The organism is Shewanella sp. CAL98-MNA-CIBAN-0140 (assembly GCF_040309905.1).
Lineage (GTDB): Bacteria > Pseudomonadota > Gammaproteobacteria > Enterobacterales > Shewanellaceae > Shewanella > Shewanella psychromarinicola.
In genome coordinates this window covers 104,477-120,022 of record NZ_JBEOPI010000008.1, presented here as the reverse complement: position 1 = coordinate 120,022, position 15,546 = coordinate 104,477, and the positions used below count along the sequence as shown (strand labels likewise).

The following is a 15,546-nucleotide window of genomic DNA, read 5'->3' as shown; positions in this document are numbered from 1 at the left end:
GCACTTAACATGATTGAGCAATAGTATTGTTCTATTCTCATAAAACAGTTATTAGCAACGCTTTATTACATTAATGCGACCGATCCCCCTTTTCATCTTAATCTGAACTGATTACCATAGCGACGCGTACTTTGGTGAGCAACACTTTGAGCTCCCATCCCTTAACGCACACTTATTGTTTTTAATTCTCAGGGCGGGGTGCGATTCCCCACCGGCGGTATACTTGAAAAAGTGAGCCCGCGAGCGCTCGATTCGTCGAGGTCAGCAGATCTGGTTACTTAGGCCATTACTCTTAAATTAGTCATGCCTAACAGTCCAGAGCCGACGGTTATAGTCCGGATGAGAGAGAATAAAGATACATCATAAGCCTCGGCTTTTAGGTGCAATTTGTTTTGGATTTATATCCCTCTTTATAAGCCCTGATTCTGGTCATTTTAGGAGTACAACCATGAATCAGTTATCACTACTTGCCGAATTTGGCGAACCAATCATGCGTGTCGAAAACGCATTAGCTGCACTAAGAGAAGGTCGAGGCGTATTGCTTCTAGACGATGAAGACCGCGAAAATGAAGGCGACGTTATTTATTCAGTCGAACATTTAACCACACCTCAAATGGCGTTAATGATCCGCGAATGCAGCGGCATTGTGTGTTTATGCTTAACTGACGCTCACGCTAACAAGCTTGAATTGCCACCGATGGTTATTAATAACAACAGCGCCAATCAAACCGCATTTACCATCTCCATTGAAGCAAAGCTTGGTGTCACCACGGGTGTATCGGCTCAAGACCGCGTGACCACCATTAAAACTGCGGCAAACCGCAATGCCAAAGCATCTGACTTAGCCCATCCTGGACATGTGTTCCCATTACGCGCTCGCGCTGGCGGAGTAATGTCACGCCGCGGCCATACCGAAGGTACAGTCGACTTAATGCAAATGGCCGGATTAATGCCTGCCGGGGTGTTATGTGAACTGACCAACGAAGATGGCACCATGGCTAAAGCACCTGAAATTGTCGCTTTTGGCCGTAAGCACAATATGCCAGTACTGACCATTGAAGATATGGTGATGTACCGCAACCAGTACGATTTAAAGCTGGCGTAGTTAATTAAAGTCATTAATAGGCTGTCACAAGAGTGACGCACTATCAGATAAAAGTAAGAGACGCATTATTAAATGGCGTCTCTTTTTTTACATCTAATAAGTTATAAAAAATATCTTAAATATAGATTAAGCTTCGATTTGGCTTATCGTCATGTCATATTATAAGTCGAACGTCATAACCGATACGCAACGAGGTATAAATGAGATGTGAATTTATTCTCGCCACCGAAAAAGACAAAAACTACCTACTCGATTTACGTAAATTAACGATGGTTGAGCATTTAGAAAAGTCTGGGCAGTTCTTGTCTGATGCACAACATGAATTTAGATTGAACGATGCTTATGAATGCTCTTATCTGGTCATGTACGCCAACGAGTTAATCGGTACTTTAAAGTATCGAGCCAATGAAACTACAGTCGAAATAATGCAACTCCAAATCCATCCATTGTTTCAAAGGCAAGGATTTGGCCAAAAAATTTTACAACAAATCATCACAGATTCGAAGCCAAAATTGTTTGAGTTAACCGTGTTAAAAGAGAATCCTGCATTGCAGCTATACAAAAGGTTAGGATTTGAAATCACGGGTGAAGATCAGCACGAATATTTTATGCAAATTAGTACTGGCTATTAGCCATCCATGACCGCTTAATGGTTTCATTCCTGAAACAGAAGATTACAGCTGCATCACCCCATCGGCTTTAATTTGCACCAGACTAGTATGCATAAAAAATTGAAAACCTTTACATCACTGGTAAATAAAAGCAGGATAATGAATTACTTAACATACAGTCTTACAAAAAAATGGAACCTCACTTGAAAATTGAATTAGCATCCTCACCGTCATCGGCAGATCTAAAAACAATCAGCGAAGGCATTCAGGCATTTAATCAACAGCATATGCCAACCGAGGTAGTGCTTGAGCCTGATACTCGTTTTGCGGTATTTGCTCGAAACGAAGCGGGTCAAGTTGTTGGTGGTATTCGCGCTAATGCATTTTGGAACTACTGCATTACCGAATTGCTCTGGCTGTCCGAAGAAGCGCGTGGTCATCGACTCGGCTCTAAACTTATGCATGAAGCTGAAGCGTATGCAAAGTCAAAAGGCTTTCAATATATTCGCACTGAAACACTCGACTTTCAAGCCAAGGCATTTTACGAAAAACTCGGCTATAAGGTCTTTGGTGAGTTGTCAGAATACCCAAAAGGTCACATTACTTACTGCTTAGTTAAAACCTTGTAGTGGCGGATAAAATATAACGAAAGACTTGATTTGAAATTAACTAATCCGAATAAAAAAACAACATATTAATATAAGTAAATCAATTTTAAGAAGATAACATCGGAGGTTCACATGAATCGAGTCACAGGTATCGGCGGCATATTTTTTAAAGCAAAAGATGCACCTGCATTGCAGGCTTGGTACAAGCGTCATCTCGGCATTGACGTTCAAGAATGGGGCGGCACTGCTTTTTCTTGGACCGACTCAAATGACAAGCCCGTAGGTGGAACCACTATCTGGGCCGTGAGTTCAGAGAAAAGCGACCAATTTGCCCCGAGCCAAGCCCCATTTATGATCAACTACCGCGTTGAAGACCTTCACGCTGTCGTCGCAGCCCTCAAAGCAGAAGGCTGTAATGTCCTCGATAAAATAGATGAATCTGAATACGGCAAATTCGCGTGGGTAATCGATCCAGAAGGGAACAAAGTCGAGTTGTGGCAACCACCTTGGGGTCAGTAGCTGCACTTTTAACATCCAGGTGAAATTAACTTGGATACAAACTAAATCACAATGCAGTAATAAACGTCTGATACTGACTCATGGTATTGGCATCGTCTAACATGCCTTGATGGCCAACGTTGGGCACCATAATTAACTGCTTATTGGCTGACTGACTAGCTACAAACAGTTTTTCAGACAGTTCAGGCGGGACTTCTTCATCATCTTCTGCCGCAATCACCAATAATGGCCCTTGATAATATTGCGCTACCACTTGCTTATTATCTGTTTTACGAAAATCATCAGGCATTTCCAAACTCATAAACGGTGCCATATACCAAGGTGTTTTTTCATCAACCCAGTCGTCGGCATTAGTTGCTGAACCGTGTAAAACCAGCGCATCTATTTTATTATTTTTTGCTAAATCAGCGGCAATAAAACTGCCTAGTGAGTAACCGTGCAATATCACTTTTTCAGGCTGATATTGCTGATGTAAATAATCCAGTTGTTGCTGTGCATCTGCAATAATATTGTTAATGCTTGGTTGGCCTTCACTTGCCCCTAATCCACGGCGATCCATCACTAAAATGTCGGTATTGAGCGTTGATAATGTGCTAAGTACCGACAGGCCATGTGGTTCGATTTTCATGCCGTTGCCTTGATAAAAGACCAAGGTTGTAAGGCTATTGGGGTTATCGATATAAAAACCATTTAACTTAACGTGATCACTTGCCTCTAAGCTGAGTTGGGTAATCAAATGATTAGGCATCGCCTGCTGTAATTGTTGAGTAAACTCAGCGGTAAAGGCTGCGGGGACTTCATCGCTGGCAATAAAGGTGCTTTCACTTAGGCGCATAGTACACGCAGAAGTCATTAGTATTGTGGTGCCTATCATTGCACCTGTAGTGATTTTTTTTAGCAAACCTTGCATGTCATCTTCCTTAATTTATTCATCGTCCTTGTGGACTAAAATGTCACCTGGCGAACATTGTAAATGCCGACAAATAGCGTCTAGAGTCGAAAATCGAATGGCTTTTGCGCGGCCACTTCTAAGCACTGACAAATTTTGAGGGGTTATACCTATCAATTCTGCCAATTCAGTGGACTTCATTTTTCGCCTTGCCAACATCACATCCAGCTCAATAATTATGGCCATTAAATTGTCAACTCCACCTCTTCTTGAAGCTCAGTTGCATGTTTCATTACCCATGCCACACAGTAAAAAATCATTCCGAAAAGTGCATACTTTAACTCTTGGCTGCCAAGGCTAAAATAAACAGGTACCGCACTTGATGTACCGCTAAAGTGCAATGTAAATGCGATGATCATCGGGTAAAAAAGGCTGAGTAAAATCCAGACTAAAAATACCAAGGCAATACGGCTCAAGCAGCGGAAGTTACTTGGGGTAAACACATGACCTTGCTGATACAGCCCAAAAAGTTGGTAGAGAAAATAGTAAATAAACAGGTAAGGTAGAATTTCAACACTGCCCAGAATGATCCCCGGATGAAATCCCGCATCATAAAGGCTTTGAGCGAGAGCTTGCCAAGGTGTACCAAAGTCGACCGCTAGATAACTACTAAACCAACCCCACCAGTTAATCGTTAACACATATTCGCCCGCTTGGAATTTTCCGAACACCATAGTGCCGCTATAACTAGTGACTTGTAATAAAGCTAAAAATACAATTAGCCATTTAATCCATTTACTTAACGAGACAATTCTATCCATGATTATTCTAAGCTGGTTAATGTTAAAACGAAGTTAACACACAAACCCTTTACCAGCAATAAATTATCGATAAACGATACTTTTTGACTATTAATATCTATTGGGCACAGCCAAATCATTTGTTTGAATCACCATTAAAGGCTATCGTATTAAATGACGAAAGTGCCTATATGATTGATTAAAAATGAGTGGCATAATTTCGTTGATAATATTCAAAAGTCTCTATCAGATAGCCTTGTTTCACATCAGCAGCACAGGAGAGTAAAGTCAGCAACTCTCTATAATAAAAGCTTTTTAACAGATAGATAATCGGTGACGCAAGGGGCAATTATGAACATGAAAGCGTTCTCGACGTTAGTCGGATTATCAGCTTATACACTGCGTTATTATGAAAAAGTCGGTTTACTCAACAATATTCAGCGCAATAGCAGTGGCCATCGAGCCTATACAAGCAAAGACTTGGAATGGGTTAATTTTGTCAAACGCCTCAAAGATACCGGTATGCCTTTAGCCGAAATCCAACAATACGCCCGATTACGAGAGTTAGGTTCAAGTACAGTGTTAGACCGCCAACAACTACTTGAGCGTCACAAAGACCAGTTGCAAGCTCATATTGAACGACAGAAAAATCATTTACTGGCGCTAGAAAGCAAAATTAGTTTATATAAAGCCAATAAAGTCAGTTGACTTAGCGTTAACTCTAACTTGTAAGGTGTGACTTCTACTTATCGATAGGAGTACATCAATGCCAAACTCAAGATTCACTTTAGGCTTGGAGCAGTTGTCAAAAATTGACGGCGACGCGGGTCACAATGTAATCGAAAGCCTGCAAGATATTTGTCCTGACTTAGCCCGCTTTACTATTGAATATCCATTTGGCGATATCTATACCCGACAAGCATTAGATGTAAAATCACGAGAAATAGCCACCGTTGCCGCGCTAACCGCCTTGGGTAATTGTAGACCTCAACTCAAGGTTCATTTGAATGCGGCTTTGAATGTTGGATGCAGCGAAGATGAAGTAAAAGAAGTACTGTTACAAATGTCAGTTTATGCAGGCTTCCCGGCGGCGTTAAATGGTATGTTTGCGTTTAAAGAAGTCCTTCAAGAGCGACAGGCATAACAAATGACAAATAAGGCTTAACAGGCAACGAATATCGCTCTACATTATTTGAGTATATAAGTCTTAAAAATAAGTAAAAAAAAGCATAAACCGAGGTTTATGCTTTTAACATTTTAACGATGTTTATTCGTTGGTCTACACCGCAATACCACTGTGGCGCAATAACGCATCGGTATTGGGTTCACGTCCCATAAAGCGTTTAAACAACTCCATAGGCTCTTCGCTGCCGCCCATTTCAAGAATATTGTTTAAGAAGCTCTTACCCGTTTCTGAGTTGAAAATACCTTCGACTTCAAAACGCGAGAACGCATCGGCCGATAACACTTCGGCCCATTTATAGCTGTAATAACCTGCGGCATAACCACCGGCAAAAATATGCGCGAAACCGTGTTGAAAACGGTTAAAGCTTGGCGGGGTTAACACCGCTATTTGGCTACGCACTTCATCTAAAATACCTTGAATGTCGACGCCTTTAGCTGGGTCAAATTCATGGTGCATTCTAAAATCGAACAATGAAAGCTCAAGCTGACGCACCATCATCATGCCTGAATGGAAGTTTTTGGCGGCTAACATTTTATCAAGTAGCACTTTAGGTAATGGCTCGCCTGTTTCATAGTGGCCAGATATTTCCGCTAACGCTTCTTCTTGCCAGCACCAGTTTTCCATAAATTGACTTGGTAGCTCTACTGCATCCCAAGGCACACCATTAATACCCGATACCCCGCCCACATCGACTTTGGTTAGCATGTGGTGAATGCCATGGCCAAACTCATGGAACAAGGTGGTGACTTCGTCATGGGTAAAGAGTGCTGGTTTGCCATCAACAGGGCCGTTAAAGTTACAGGTTAAATACGCCACTGGCTTTTGCAGACCAGTGCTGGTCACACGGCGACCACGACAATCGTCCATCCATGCACCGCCACGCTTACCGCTGCGAGCATATAAATCTAAATAAAAGCTACCACGATGTGTTTTTTGATCGTCAAAAATATCAAAGAAACGCACATCTTTATGCCAAGTATCTACGCCTTTTTGTTCACTGATGGTTAAGCCAAATAAGCGGTTTACCGTGTAAAATAAGCCTGACAAGACTTTGTCTTCAGGAAAGTACGGACGCAATATTTCTTGCGACACTTCATATTTGTACTGCTGCAGTTTTTCAGCGTAAAAGCTTAAGTCCCATGACGCCATTTCGGTCACCTGGTAATGCTCTTTAGCAAAGGCTCGCAGTTCGGCTAATTCAGTTGCCGCTTGGTCTTTAGAACGCTCACCTAACTCGTTTAAAAAGCCTAATACTTGCGCTGGGTTTTCTGCCATTTTGGTGGCTAACGATTTATCTGCGTAGCTGGCAAAACCGAGTAAATTAGCTAACTCGTGACGCAGTGCCACAATTTCATTCATGTTATTGGTGTTATCAAACTCACCGGCATTTGGGCCTTGATCAGACGCGCGAGTGACAAATGCACGATAACACTCTTCGCGTAACTCACGGTTTTCGCTGTAGGTCATTACAGGCAAGTAAGACGGAAAATCGAGGGTAAATAACCAGCCCTTCTGCTCTTTGGCGTCGGCCATTGCTTTGGCGGCGGCGATGGCTGACTCAGGTAAACCCGCTAAGTCCGCTTCGTCGGTGATAAGCTTAGTCCACGCTTCTGTTGCGTCTAGCAGTTGGTTAGAAAAGTTGCTTGTGAGTTCCGATAAGCGTTTAACAATTTCGCCATAGCGTGCTTTTTGGCTGTCATCTAAGCCAATACCTGATAATTCAAAGTCAAGTAAGCTTTGTTCGATCAGCATTTTTTGCGCTTGAGTTAACTGGGCAAAATCTGCCGATTCATGGATCGATTTATACGCCTCGTACAAGCCCTGATGCTGACCCACATAAGTGCCATAATCAGACAAAAGCGGTAAACAAGCATCGTGAGCATCGCGTAATTCATCACTACTGATCACCGAGTTCATGTGTGACACCGGCGACCAAACTTTACTTAATTCATCATCGACTTCTTCAAGAGGCTCAATCAGATTATCCCAAGTGTATTGGCTATTTTTTGCTAATAGTACTTCAATGGTCTCACGACATTTGGCAATGCCTTGCTCAACCGCAGGCTGAATGTGTTCAGGTTTGATTTTTGAAAATTCTGGTAATTCTGCGCTACTTAGCAATGGATTGCTCATAAAGATTCCTCGAGATATTTCGCGTGAGTATTTAGCTCGTAAGTATCCCAATTATATTGGGCTTATTTATTCATTTTTCAAGTTTGATGCTGATTAAATCAAGCCTAATCATATTTTTCACCACAAACATCTCCCAATCAGCGACCACAAACCATCCAAAACCTGCTTGAATTTGCTTATCCCTAGGCCACCTCGACATGCAGGATCCAACATGTCGAGAAGTGACAGAGTTCAAGGTCGTTATACTATTTTCTGTTTTATAACCCACAAACATGTTGCTTCTCGCCTTGTCCTTCGGGATCGCCCAAACGCGCATGTTGAAGTGGCTTGGTATATAAGCATCGAAACACACAGCGCCACTCTCCTAGCTAATTTGCGTTAGCCGTAAAGTGATTCGGGTCCCAAATTAACGAGACACGGCGCTTACAAAACAAATATTGACAGCTAGATCCCAAACGAGACTGATTATCATTTCATTTTTACTTGAATGGGCTACCATTCGCTTTATCGACAAACCTTGCCATTAATTAACATGAACGCAATAAACATGACCTTTACTTTTTGCCTGTTAAACCGCAACCATATTGGGCGCGTCGTTTTACTGCCAATGGCTGCCATGATGTGCTTACTGACATCCACGTCAGCATTCGCAATAGTTCAATATCAACCGACTGTCGGGCTTGATGTTGCTTGGGACAATCACTACATCACTGAAGGTCGTAACAATTTGGACCAAGGCGGTATTGCATGGGCAGTTGTCAATGTTGAACAAAATGACCTTGCCGTTTATGCTATAGTAGGCCGAGCAGACCAAGTCGATTATGTGGAATGGAACCTAGGGCTAGAATATACCTTGCATCTAGCCAATGATATTGATGCAACAGTCGGCTACCAGCACTTAGCATTTTATGGCGATGAGCCTTGTTCTGATAATGAGTTTTTCGGTGCGTTAACCATTAATGGCCTAACCTGGTTGGTGCCAGCCATCAACTATACCTATGCAACCGAAGCCGGCGGTTATTTTGTTGAACTGAGCATACATAGCCCATGGGAAATTAATCAATACCTCACTTTGACACCGTACATAGTGCAAGGATTTGATTTTCAATACAGCAGCGAGCAACACAAGGGGGCTAACCATTTCCAATTTGGCCTAGAAGCCGAACATCAACTCAATGATTCAATGGCACTGTCGGCACACATTAGCCACAGCATTGCCCAAGAAGACATTAAGCAACAAGCCCAGGTCGACGAGATTCAAGGCAGCTTAAATCAAACCTATGCAGGGGTACATTTCAACCTACGTTTTTAGAATATATGAACTGGCATTTTAGCATTCCAAGACTAGACTAAGGAGGCAACTGGAAATCTCTTTTACTCAAGCAAGGAAGCTTATGTTAACTCGACTTACTTATATCCTATGTAGCTTATTCGCTGTTCTGATGATGCTATTATCTAGGCCATTACTTGCCAGCGAGCTCACCAAACTGATTATCAAAGAGCCCGATAAACGCCCCCCATTAACCAATGACAATGCCAACTCGCTCCCGTCGCAATACGCGACCGATCATCAAGGTAATGTGATTATTATCCCCACAGAACAACGCTCAGCATTAGAATATCGAGCCGACGATATTTACCTTAAACCGAGTCAGAAAAAACCAACTAATACACAAACCAACACGCGCTCATCAATAACGGCCAGTTCTGGGGTAAACAGTACAACAATCGCTAATGATCCAAGTTGTCGCTGGCTCAATAACCGCATAAAACACCTACAGAAAAAACAACGTCAAACCCAAAACAGTCAATTTAGTCATTATCAAGATGAAATTGATATTAGGGAAAGCGAATGGACCTGCCTTAAGTGTGCAACCAGCGGCCCTAATAACGTTGACCGTGGTGAATGCCAATATAAACGCTAACAATGCATTGGTTTAACGACTAGATTGCAAACACAATCCCCCCTACAATGGATGCATTAACCGTAGTGGAGATCATCATGGCTCAACATTTTGACTATATCGCGCTTGGCGCAGGCAGTGGCGGCATCGCCTCAGCAAACCGTGCCGGAATGCGTGGCGCAAAAGTACTCATTATTGAAGCAAAACAAGTTGGCGGCACCTGCGTGAATGTGGGTTGTGTTCCCAAAAAAGTCATGTGGTATGGCGCTCATGTCGCAGAAGCGCTGAACCTATACGCCAAAGACTATGGCTTTGATGTCACTATCAATAAATTCGACTGGAGCACTTTAGTTGATAATCGTGAAGCGTACATTAGCCGTATTCATGACGCTTATGGCCGTGGATTTGCGAGCAATAAAGTGACCTTCTTAAATGGCTATGGCCGCTTTATCAATAACAACACCATTGAAGTCGATGGCGAGCACTACACCGCCGACCATATTGTGGTTGCCACTGGCGGAGCACCCACCATTCCTGATATTCCGGGCGCCGAATACGGTATAGACTCCGACGGTTTCTTCGCCTTACGCGAGCAACCTAAACGCGTTGCCGTTATTGGCGCAGGTTATATTGCCGTTGAAGTTGCTGGTGTATTGCATGCGCTAGGCAGCGAAACGCATTTATTAGTGCGTAAGCATGCCCCATTGCGTAATTTCGATCCGATATTAACTGACGCATTAGTTGAAGCAATGGCAACTGATGGCCCAACGCTGCACACTCACAGCGTACCCAAATCGGTCACCAAAAATACCGATGATAGCCTGACCTTAGCGTTAGAAAATGGTCAAAGCTTAACGGTTGATTGCCTCATTTGGGCTATTGGCCGTTCACCGTCAACAGGCCATATCGGCTTAGAAAATACCGATGTACAGTTAGATGCAAAAGGCTACGTGATTACTGATGAGCAACAAAATACCACCGCCAAAGGTATTTATTGTGTTGGCGACATTATGGCGGGCGGCGTTGAATTAACTCCCGTTGCGATTAAAGCGGGTCGTTTATTGTCAGAGCGTTTATTTGGTAACATGCCAGACGCTAAAATGGATTACAGTTTAATTCCAACCGTGGTATTTAGTCATCCTCCAATCGGTACTATGGGCTTAACGGAACCAGAAGCTGCCGAAAAATATGGCCAAGACAAGATTAAGGTGTACGCCTCAACGTTCACCTCTATGTACTCTGCAGTAACCGCGCATCGCCAAGCCTGTAAAATGAAGCTAGTTTGTGCCGGTGATAATGAAGTGGTTGTGGGTATTCACGGGATCGGCTTTGGTATGGATGAAATACTCCAAGGTTTTGGCGTAGCGATGAAAATGGGCGCCACTAAAGCAGATTTTGATGCCGTGGTTGCGATACATCCAACGGGTGCTGAAGAGTTTGTTACACTGAAATGATGGACTAGAAAAGTCACTACCACATGTTTAAAAATCTAGAAATTCGAGGTTCTGGCGTTTAAAACTTAATGAGGTAAGCACTGAATACTGAATATAAAAACTGTGAGTAGCTTGATAAGCCTTCACGGTTTTTTTATGCCTGCTTATCCGCGAGCCATTGCAAGAACACCTTAATTGACGGCATGCGCTTATGTGAATGGCCCATAAGTTGAGTCATGGCATAGCTATATTGATAATACATTTCAGCATCATTGGGATGTTTTTGTGCATCGTCACTGTTGATCATCGCGCCGCGTAAATAGTCACAAAGCAACTCGCCACGATTGAATCCGCCCACTTCACCAATTTCTGCCAGGGTTTGTGTATTCCATTGTGCATACTGATTAAGCACTCTATCGAAACGCTCGCGGTAATAGTCGCTGGCTTGTATTAATATTGACTCATTAGGGATAACTCTGGCAATTACGAATGATTGCTCTGATAAAATGCGGTACAAACGTTGGCAATGATGAAAAATAAACCGTAAATAGGGGTCACTATATTGCAGCGTGTCTTGTTCGGCTTGGTTTACCCAATGACGATAATCTGCACTGGCTACGGCCACAATCAAATCGGCCTCAGAGGTAAAATGATTATAAATGGTGCCTTTGGAGATCTGGCTAGCTTGGACTAAATGCGAGCGACACAAATCAAAGGTTTTACGGCCTTTTAAACAGCGTTGTGACACTTCGATCAGATAGTTGCCGCGTTCTTCCCAGCTACTCATTTTAGACTCCACCATACTTGGGTTAAATAAACCGTCATCATCTCACACTTACAGTATAGCAAGCTTTATCGATACCCCAGATTGAGTAATACTGATACCACTATGAACTTATCCAATAGCCCATGTTAAAAATAGAATTGCTTGAAAGTTTTATCGCTATTGCTGAATGTGGCAACTTGTCAAAAGCAGCAGATAAAATTTGCCGAACCCAATCAACACTGAGCTTACAAGTTAAGAAACTTGAAGAGAGTGTCGGCCAATCTTTGCTGATAAGGGACAACAGAGGTGTCACCTTGACTGAGTCAGGTGAAACCCTACTTAACTACGCCTATAAAATGATGCTACTTAACTCACAAGCACTTGATGAGTTAAAAGATTGTCAAAATCGCGAAGTGATCCGTCTTGGTGTACCCACAGATTTTATAAAGTGTTATTTAAGCAGTTGCTTATTAGAGTTTATTCGCGAGTTTACCAATATAGAATTAGTTATCGATACCGATGTGAGTGGCAATTTATATAAACGACTTCATCAAGGTGAGTTTGACGTGATCGTTGCCACTCACTGGCAACTGCCCATAAACGGCGAACTGCTATTTACACGTCGCTTTCATTGGGCTGCTGCAGCTAACGGTAACGCCCATAAAAGCAAAACAATTCCAGTTGGCTTATACCCAGAAAACTGCCCAATTCGAGCACAGGTATTTGCTAATCATCAATTGTCTATGCGTCCTATTAAGGTGTTATTGTCGACGCCATCACCGCAAGCATTATGCATGGCAGTTGAGAATGACATAGTGATTGCGCCAGTAGCCGAATTTAGAATTAACGATCAAATGCAAATTTTAGATCCTGTTGTGCATGGCTTACCACCATTACCGGTGTTTAACGAGTCGCTTTACCTCAATCCAGAGACCCAAACAGATGCGACGCTGCAACTCATTAATTTAATAAAAGCCAATGTTGAACACAAAGGCTATCAACTCGACTAGCCCCCATCATCTCGCCAAAAATCGTTGTCGTTAACCCCATCTCTTAAGTCGAGTTGGGGTTATCTAGCGATTAAAAATAGTAACCAAAGTTGATATTGATGCGGTGATCCCAGCTGTCACCCATTTCAGGTAAGCCAATATGACCATTATCTTGGGTTGAGGCGTACATGTTTTTACCCATAATAAAATCGACCATGGTATAAATTGGGCCTGAAGCCAGCGCAACACCAGTGACATTTTGGTAACTGTTATCATAGTCATCATTGTCAACATCTGGAGTCACTACACCAAAGTCATTATAAAGCTTAACACTGCCCCAGCTGGTGGCGATCGTTTTAGCTATGTTTATGCTATACGCTTGCGCTTTAGAAGCAATTTCGTACTGCCAATCATAAGCTGATACGGCAATCTTGTTACTGTCTAACGCATCTGCAGCATCATACTCATACTGCATAGCCTGCAACTGCAGCGCCCAACCATTGTAGCTACTGTCAAGATGCAAGGCGACGGCATATCTGTCACCATTATTGCCAGTATTACTATTATAAATTTGTCCAACCTCGACCGAAGCACCGACCACGGTTTTACCGCCTTCATACTCCATCGCGTAGGTTTGACGTAAGTTTAATTGATTGGTTTCTTCGTTATAATATTCAGTGCCACTTACCTGCCCTGAATATAAATCGGTTGAATAACGTTCGTTGCGACTGGCACCGTATTCAGCATTTTTATAAAATGCAAACTCAGTCCCCCAACCGTCATTCGAATAAACTGTTTTAATACCTGTATCATAATCATCTTCAAAGCCTAAATAATACGGTACGCCGAACCAGAAACTATTTGAAATAAACCCAGGGTTACCAAATGGCACTTGATTTATACCAACTTGAACTTGCACTTCTGGTGAGTAATCATAAAAAACATAACCATACCGTAATGCTTCCCAACCATCATAAAATCGATATTCAGATGATAAACCCCAATCATCTAATTTACCGTTAAATTTAACTGATGCCATTTCAAAGGTCAAATCACCTGCTTTATCTTTAGACGTTTCGCTATATTCTTTATATGAATAATTAGCTCTTAATGTACCTGTTACATTAATTCCATCGTCAACATCTTGTGCAGTAGAATAAAAAGACACCATGCACAGTGACACTAATGAAGATAATAAAGACAACTTAAATAATTTCATTTTATGTTATTTCCCAATTTTTATATTTTTTAAGATGGTGATTACCATTTTAATTTGGTTAAGTCACACTGAATAACTTCATCACTATGAGCTGGTGTGCCTGGATTTTTAGCTGACTCACAAAGCAGTGTTGTGCCATAGTCATTACGTTTGTCATTAGCATTACTTCTTGCCCAAACAGACACAATGGCACGCTCTTCTGGTTTAGCTTCACAGCTGCCATCAACTTCAAAGGCATGGATAGTATTTTGATGAAAGTACATAAGAGGATCGTGTTCTGCACTACTCGATAACCACTGACTTTGGGCATTAAATTGACCCGCATCAAATTGTACGGTTCTAACGTTACTGTCTTCACGCACTGTGGTGACAAGCTTAGAGTCTTCACGCACTGCAAAGGTCGTAAATTCATTCGCACAAGCAGGAACTCGCATGTTGTAATAAATTTCAGATATTGCATGGTTATGGTATGGATATAGGGTATCGACCGACTGAACTGTCATACCAACTTCGGCACCCACTTTTTGTTTATTGATCTCATCTATGCGTAACAATCCCCAATGACCAAAGATTTCGGCATAGGCATAGCCACCACGGATATTATTGAAATTTTTATCATTGCGTTTGCTTTCTTGTGCATACATAGGGAACCAACCGGCGGCAGCCCATAAGTTAGGCAATGCATTGGCACTGATATCGGTAGGAAAAGCTGAAGGCATTTTGACTTCGTCGCCCATCACCATTTTGGCAAAGTTTTTGGTAAACTCTTTACCCATTTTACGGACATCTTTGTTGGTCACTTTGTTATCAAAAAAGCTGTTAAATGATTCGCGTTTAAGCCATTTCGCAACCGGAGAGTTTTGCTCTAATTCGCCACCAGGACTGTATATCCAATTGACATCTTCGCGGGCGCCAAAACACTTTTTCGCTTTATTTGGATTATTGATAACTTGATAAATATTTTTAACCATTAACTTCATGTCTCTTCGATCCATGATGCACATGTTCTTACCGCCTTCGGTAGAATCATACATCGCTTCATCGGAGTTTAAGCATGGACCATTTTCACTATTGGTTAATGCTACCGCATAAGACTCTAAATATTGCAGTGTTTCATTCCATAATATATCGACATACTTTTGATCATCTTCATTATACTGTGACTCTTCACCTAAACAGGTAAACTCAGCATTATTAATATCGTTTTGGTCTAAAAAACTAGGTAACTCACTTGCCATAGCAGAACTAGACAACAGCATCATCACTAACAACGTATTATATTTCATAACATCCCTCTTTCATTATTATTAAGCGCGGAAAGATATTACACTTGGAATTAATTCCAAAAATTTACACTCAAGAGGTTTGTAATAAAAAGTATTAT

The 15,546-nt window shown here is 42.0% G+C and carries 17 protein-coding genes and 1 riboswitch; of the genes, 10 read left to right on the top strand and 7 right to left on the bottom strand.

Annotated features, from left to right (window positions below; translation table 11 throughout):
- The first annotated feature begins 180 nt into the window (after nt 1-180).
- A riboswitch (FMN riboswitch) is annotated at nt 181-355 on the top strand.
- Between the two features lie 93 nt (nt 356-448).
- The 4 genes from ribB (at nt 449) to AAEY93_RS06290 (ending at nt 2,843) form a co-directional block, all read left to right on the top strand.
- On the top strand, nt 449-1,105 hold the full coding sequence (gene ribB / locus AAEY93_RS06305) for a 3,4-dihydroxy-2-butanone-4-phosphate synthase (protein WP_101033305.1): 657 nt from the start codon (nt 449-451) through the stop codon (nt 1,103-1,105).
- A gap of 200 nt (nt 1,106-1,305) precedes the next feature.
- The gene (locus AAEY93_RS06300) at nt 1,306-1,737 is read left to right on the top strand and encodes a GNAT family N-acetyltransferase (RefSeq protein ID WP_351075473.1); all 432 of its coding nucleotides are present in this window, start codon (nt 1,306-1,308) and stop codon (nt 1,735-1,737) included.
- A 182-nt stretch (nt 1,738-1,919) separates the two neighbouring features.
- The gene (locus AAEY93_RS06295; RefSeq protein ID WP_351075470.1) at nt 1,920-2,345 is read left to right on the top strand and encodes a GNAT family N-acetyltransferase; all 426 of its coding nucleotides are present in this window, start codon (nt 1,920-1,922) and stop codon (nt 2,343-2,345) included.
- 111 nt (nt 2,346-2,456) lie between these two features.
- Nucleotides 2,457-2,843, top strand: coding sequence for a VOC family protein (locus AAEY93_RS06290; protein ID WP_351075467.1), 387 nt, complete (start codon nt 2,457-2,459; stop codon nt 2,841-2,843).
- A 46-nt stretch (nt 2,844-2,889) separates the two neighbouring features.
- Here AAEY93_RS06290 and AAEY93_RS06285 read toward each other — a convergent pair whose 3' ends face one another.
- The 3 genes from AAEY93_RS06285 to AAEY93_RS06275 are packed head-to-tail and all read right to left on the bottom strand — an operon-like array spanning nt 2,890 to nt 4,553.
- Nucleotides 2,890-3,753: an alpha/beta hydrolase gene (locus AAEY93_RS06285; protein ID WP_124012824.1), complete on the bottom strand. Its 864-nt coding sequence runs from the start codon at nt 3,751-3,753 to the stop codon at nt 2,890-2,892.
- 15 nt (nt 3,754-3,768) lie between these two features.
- Complete coding sequence (locus AAEY93_RS06280) at nt 3,769-3,978, bottom strand: helix-turn-helix domain-containing protein (RefSeq protein ID WP_101033307.1); 210 nt, start codon at nt 3,976-3,978, stop codon at nt 3,769-3,771.
- Entirely contained in the window at nt 3,978-4,553 is a 576-nt protein-coding gene (locus AAEY93_RS06275) for a DUF2975 domain-containing protein (protein WP_351075463.1), read from the bottom strand. The genes AAEY93_RS06280 and AAEY93_RS06275 overlap by 1 nt, the downstream gene beginning before the upstream one ends.
- A gap of 330 nt (nt 4,554-4,883) precedes the next feature.
- Between AAEY93_RS06275 and AAEY93_RS06270 the strand changes: the two genes are divergently transcribed.
- Both AAEY93_RS06270 and AAEY93_RS06265 read left to right on the top strand, forming a co-directional pair.
- The gene (locus AAEY93_RS06270; protein ID WP_335687062.1) at nt 4,884-5,240 is read left to right on the top strand and encodes a MerR family transcriptional regulator; all 357 of its coding nucleotides are present in this window, start codon (nt 4,884-4,886) and stop codon (nt 5,238-5,240) included.
- A gap of 58 nt (nt 5,241-5,298) precedes the next feature.
- Nucleotides 5,299-5,676: a carboxymuconolactone decarboxylase family protein gene (locus AAEY93_RS06265; protein ID WP_351075459.1), complete on the top strand. Its 378-nt coding sequence runs from the start codon at nt 5,299-5,301 to the stop codon at nt 5,674-5,676.
- A 135-nt stretch (nt 5,677-5,811) separates the two neighbouring features.
- Here the strand turns inward: AAEY93_RS06265 and prlC are convergent, their stop codons facing one another.
- Nucleotides 5,812-7,851: an oligopeptidase A gene (gene prlC, locus AAEY93_RS06260; RefSeq protein WP_351075456.1), complete on the bottom strand. Its 2,040-nt coding sequence runs from the start codon at nt 7,849-7,851 to the stop codon at nt 5,812-5,814.
- A gap of 547 nt (nt 7,852-8,398) precedes the next feature.
- On the opposite strand from prlC, the gene AAEY93_RS06255 reads away from it, so the two are divergent.
- The 3 genes from AAEY93_RS06255 (at nt 8,399) to gorA (ending at nt 11,209) form a co-directional block, all read left to right on the top strand.
- Complete coding sequence (locus AAEY93_RS06255) at nt 8,399-9,163, top strand: hypothetical protein (protein ID WP_233768593.1); 765 nt, start codon at nt 8,399-8,401, stop codon at nt 9,161-9,163.
- A gap of 82 nt (nt 9,164-9,245) precedes the next feature.
- A complete protein-coding gene (locus AAEY93_RS06250; RefSeq protein WP_124012825.1) occupies nt 9,246-9,776 on the top strand; it encodes a hypothetical protein in 531 nt (176 codons plus the stop codon).
- A 77-nt stretch (nt 9,777-9,853) separates the two neighbouring features.
- Complete coding sequence (gorA, locus tag AAEY93_RS06245; RefSeq protein ID WP_101033313.1) at nt 9,854-11,209, top strand: glutathione-disulfide reductase; 1,356 nt, start codon at nt 9,854-9,856, stop codon at nt 11,207-11,209.
- Nucleotides 11,210-11,342: 133 nt separating this feature from the next.
- On the opposite strand, the gene AAEY93_RS06240 is transcribed toward gorA, so the two are convergent.
- Entirely contained in the window at nt 11,343-11,975 is a 633-nt protein-coding gene (locus tag AAEY93_RS06240; RefSeq protein ID WP_351075451.1) for a TetR/AcrR family transcriptional regulator, read from the bottom strand.
- 122 nt (nt 11,976-12,097) lie between these two features.
- Between AAEY93_RS06240 and AAEY93_RS06235 the strand changes: the two genes are divergently transcribed.
- A complete protein-coding gene (locus AAEY93_RS06235) occupies nt 12,098-12,964 on the top strand; it encodes a LysR family transcriptional regulator (protein ID WP_351075448.1) in 867 nt (288 codons plus the stop codon).
- A gap of 70 nt (nt 12,965-13,034) precedes the next feature.
- Here the strand turns inward: AAEY93_RS06235 and AAEY93_RS06230 are convergent, their stop codons facing one another.
- Nucleotides 13,035-14,162 carry a hypothetical protein gene (locus tag AAEY93_RS06230; protein ID WP_101033316.1) on the bottom strand — a complete coding sequence of 376 codons (1,128 nt, stop codon included), beginning with the start codon at nt 14,160-14,162 and terminating at the stop codon, nt 13,035-13,037.
- Nucleotides 14,163-14,203: 41 nt separating this feature from the next.
- Nucleotides 14,204-15,448, bottom strand: coding sequence for a dimethylsulfoniopropionate lyase DddY (dddY, locus tag AAEY93_RS06225; protein ID WP_124012829.1), 1,245 nt, complete (start codon nt 15,446-15,448; stop codon nt 14,204-14,206).
- Between the last annotated feature and the right edge of the window lie 98 nt (nt 15,449-15,546).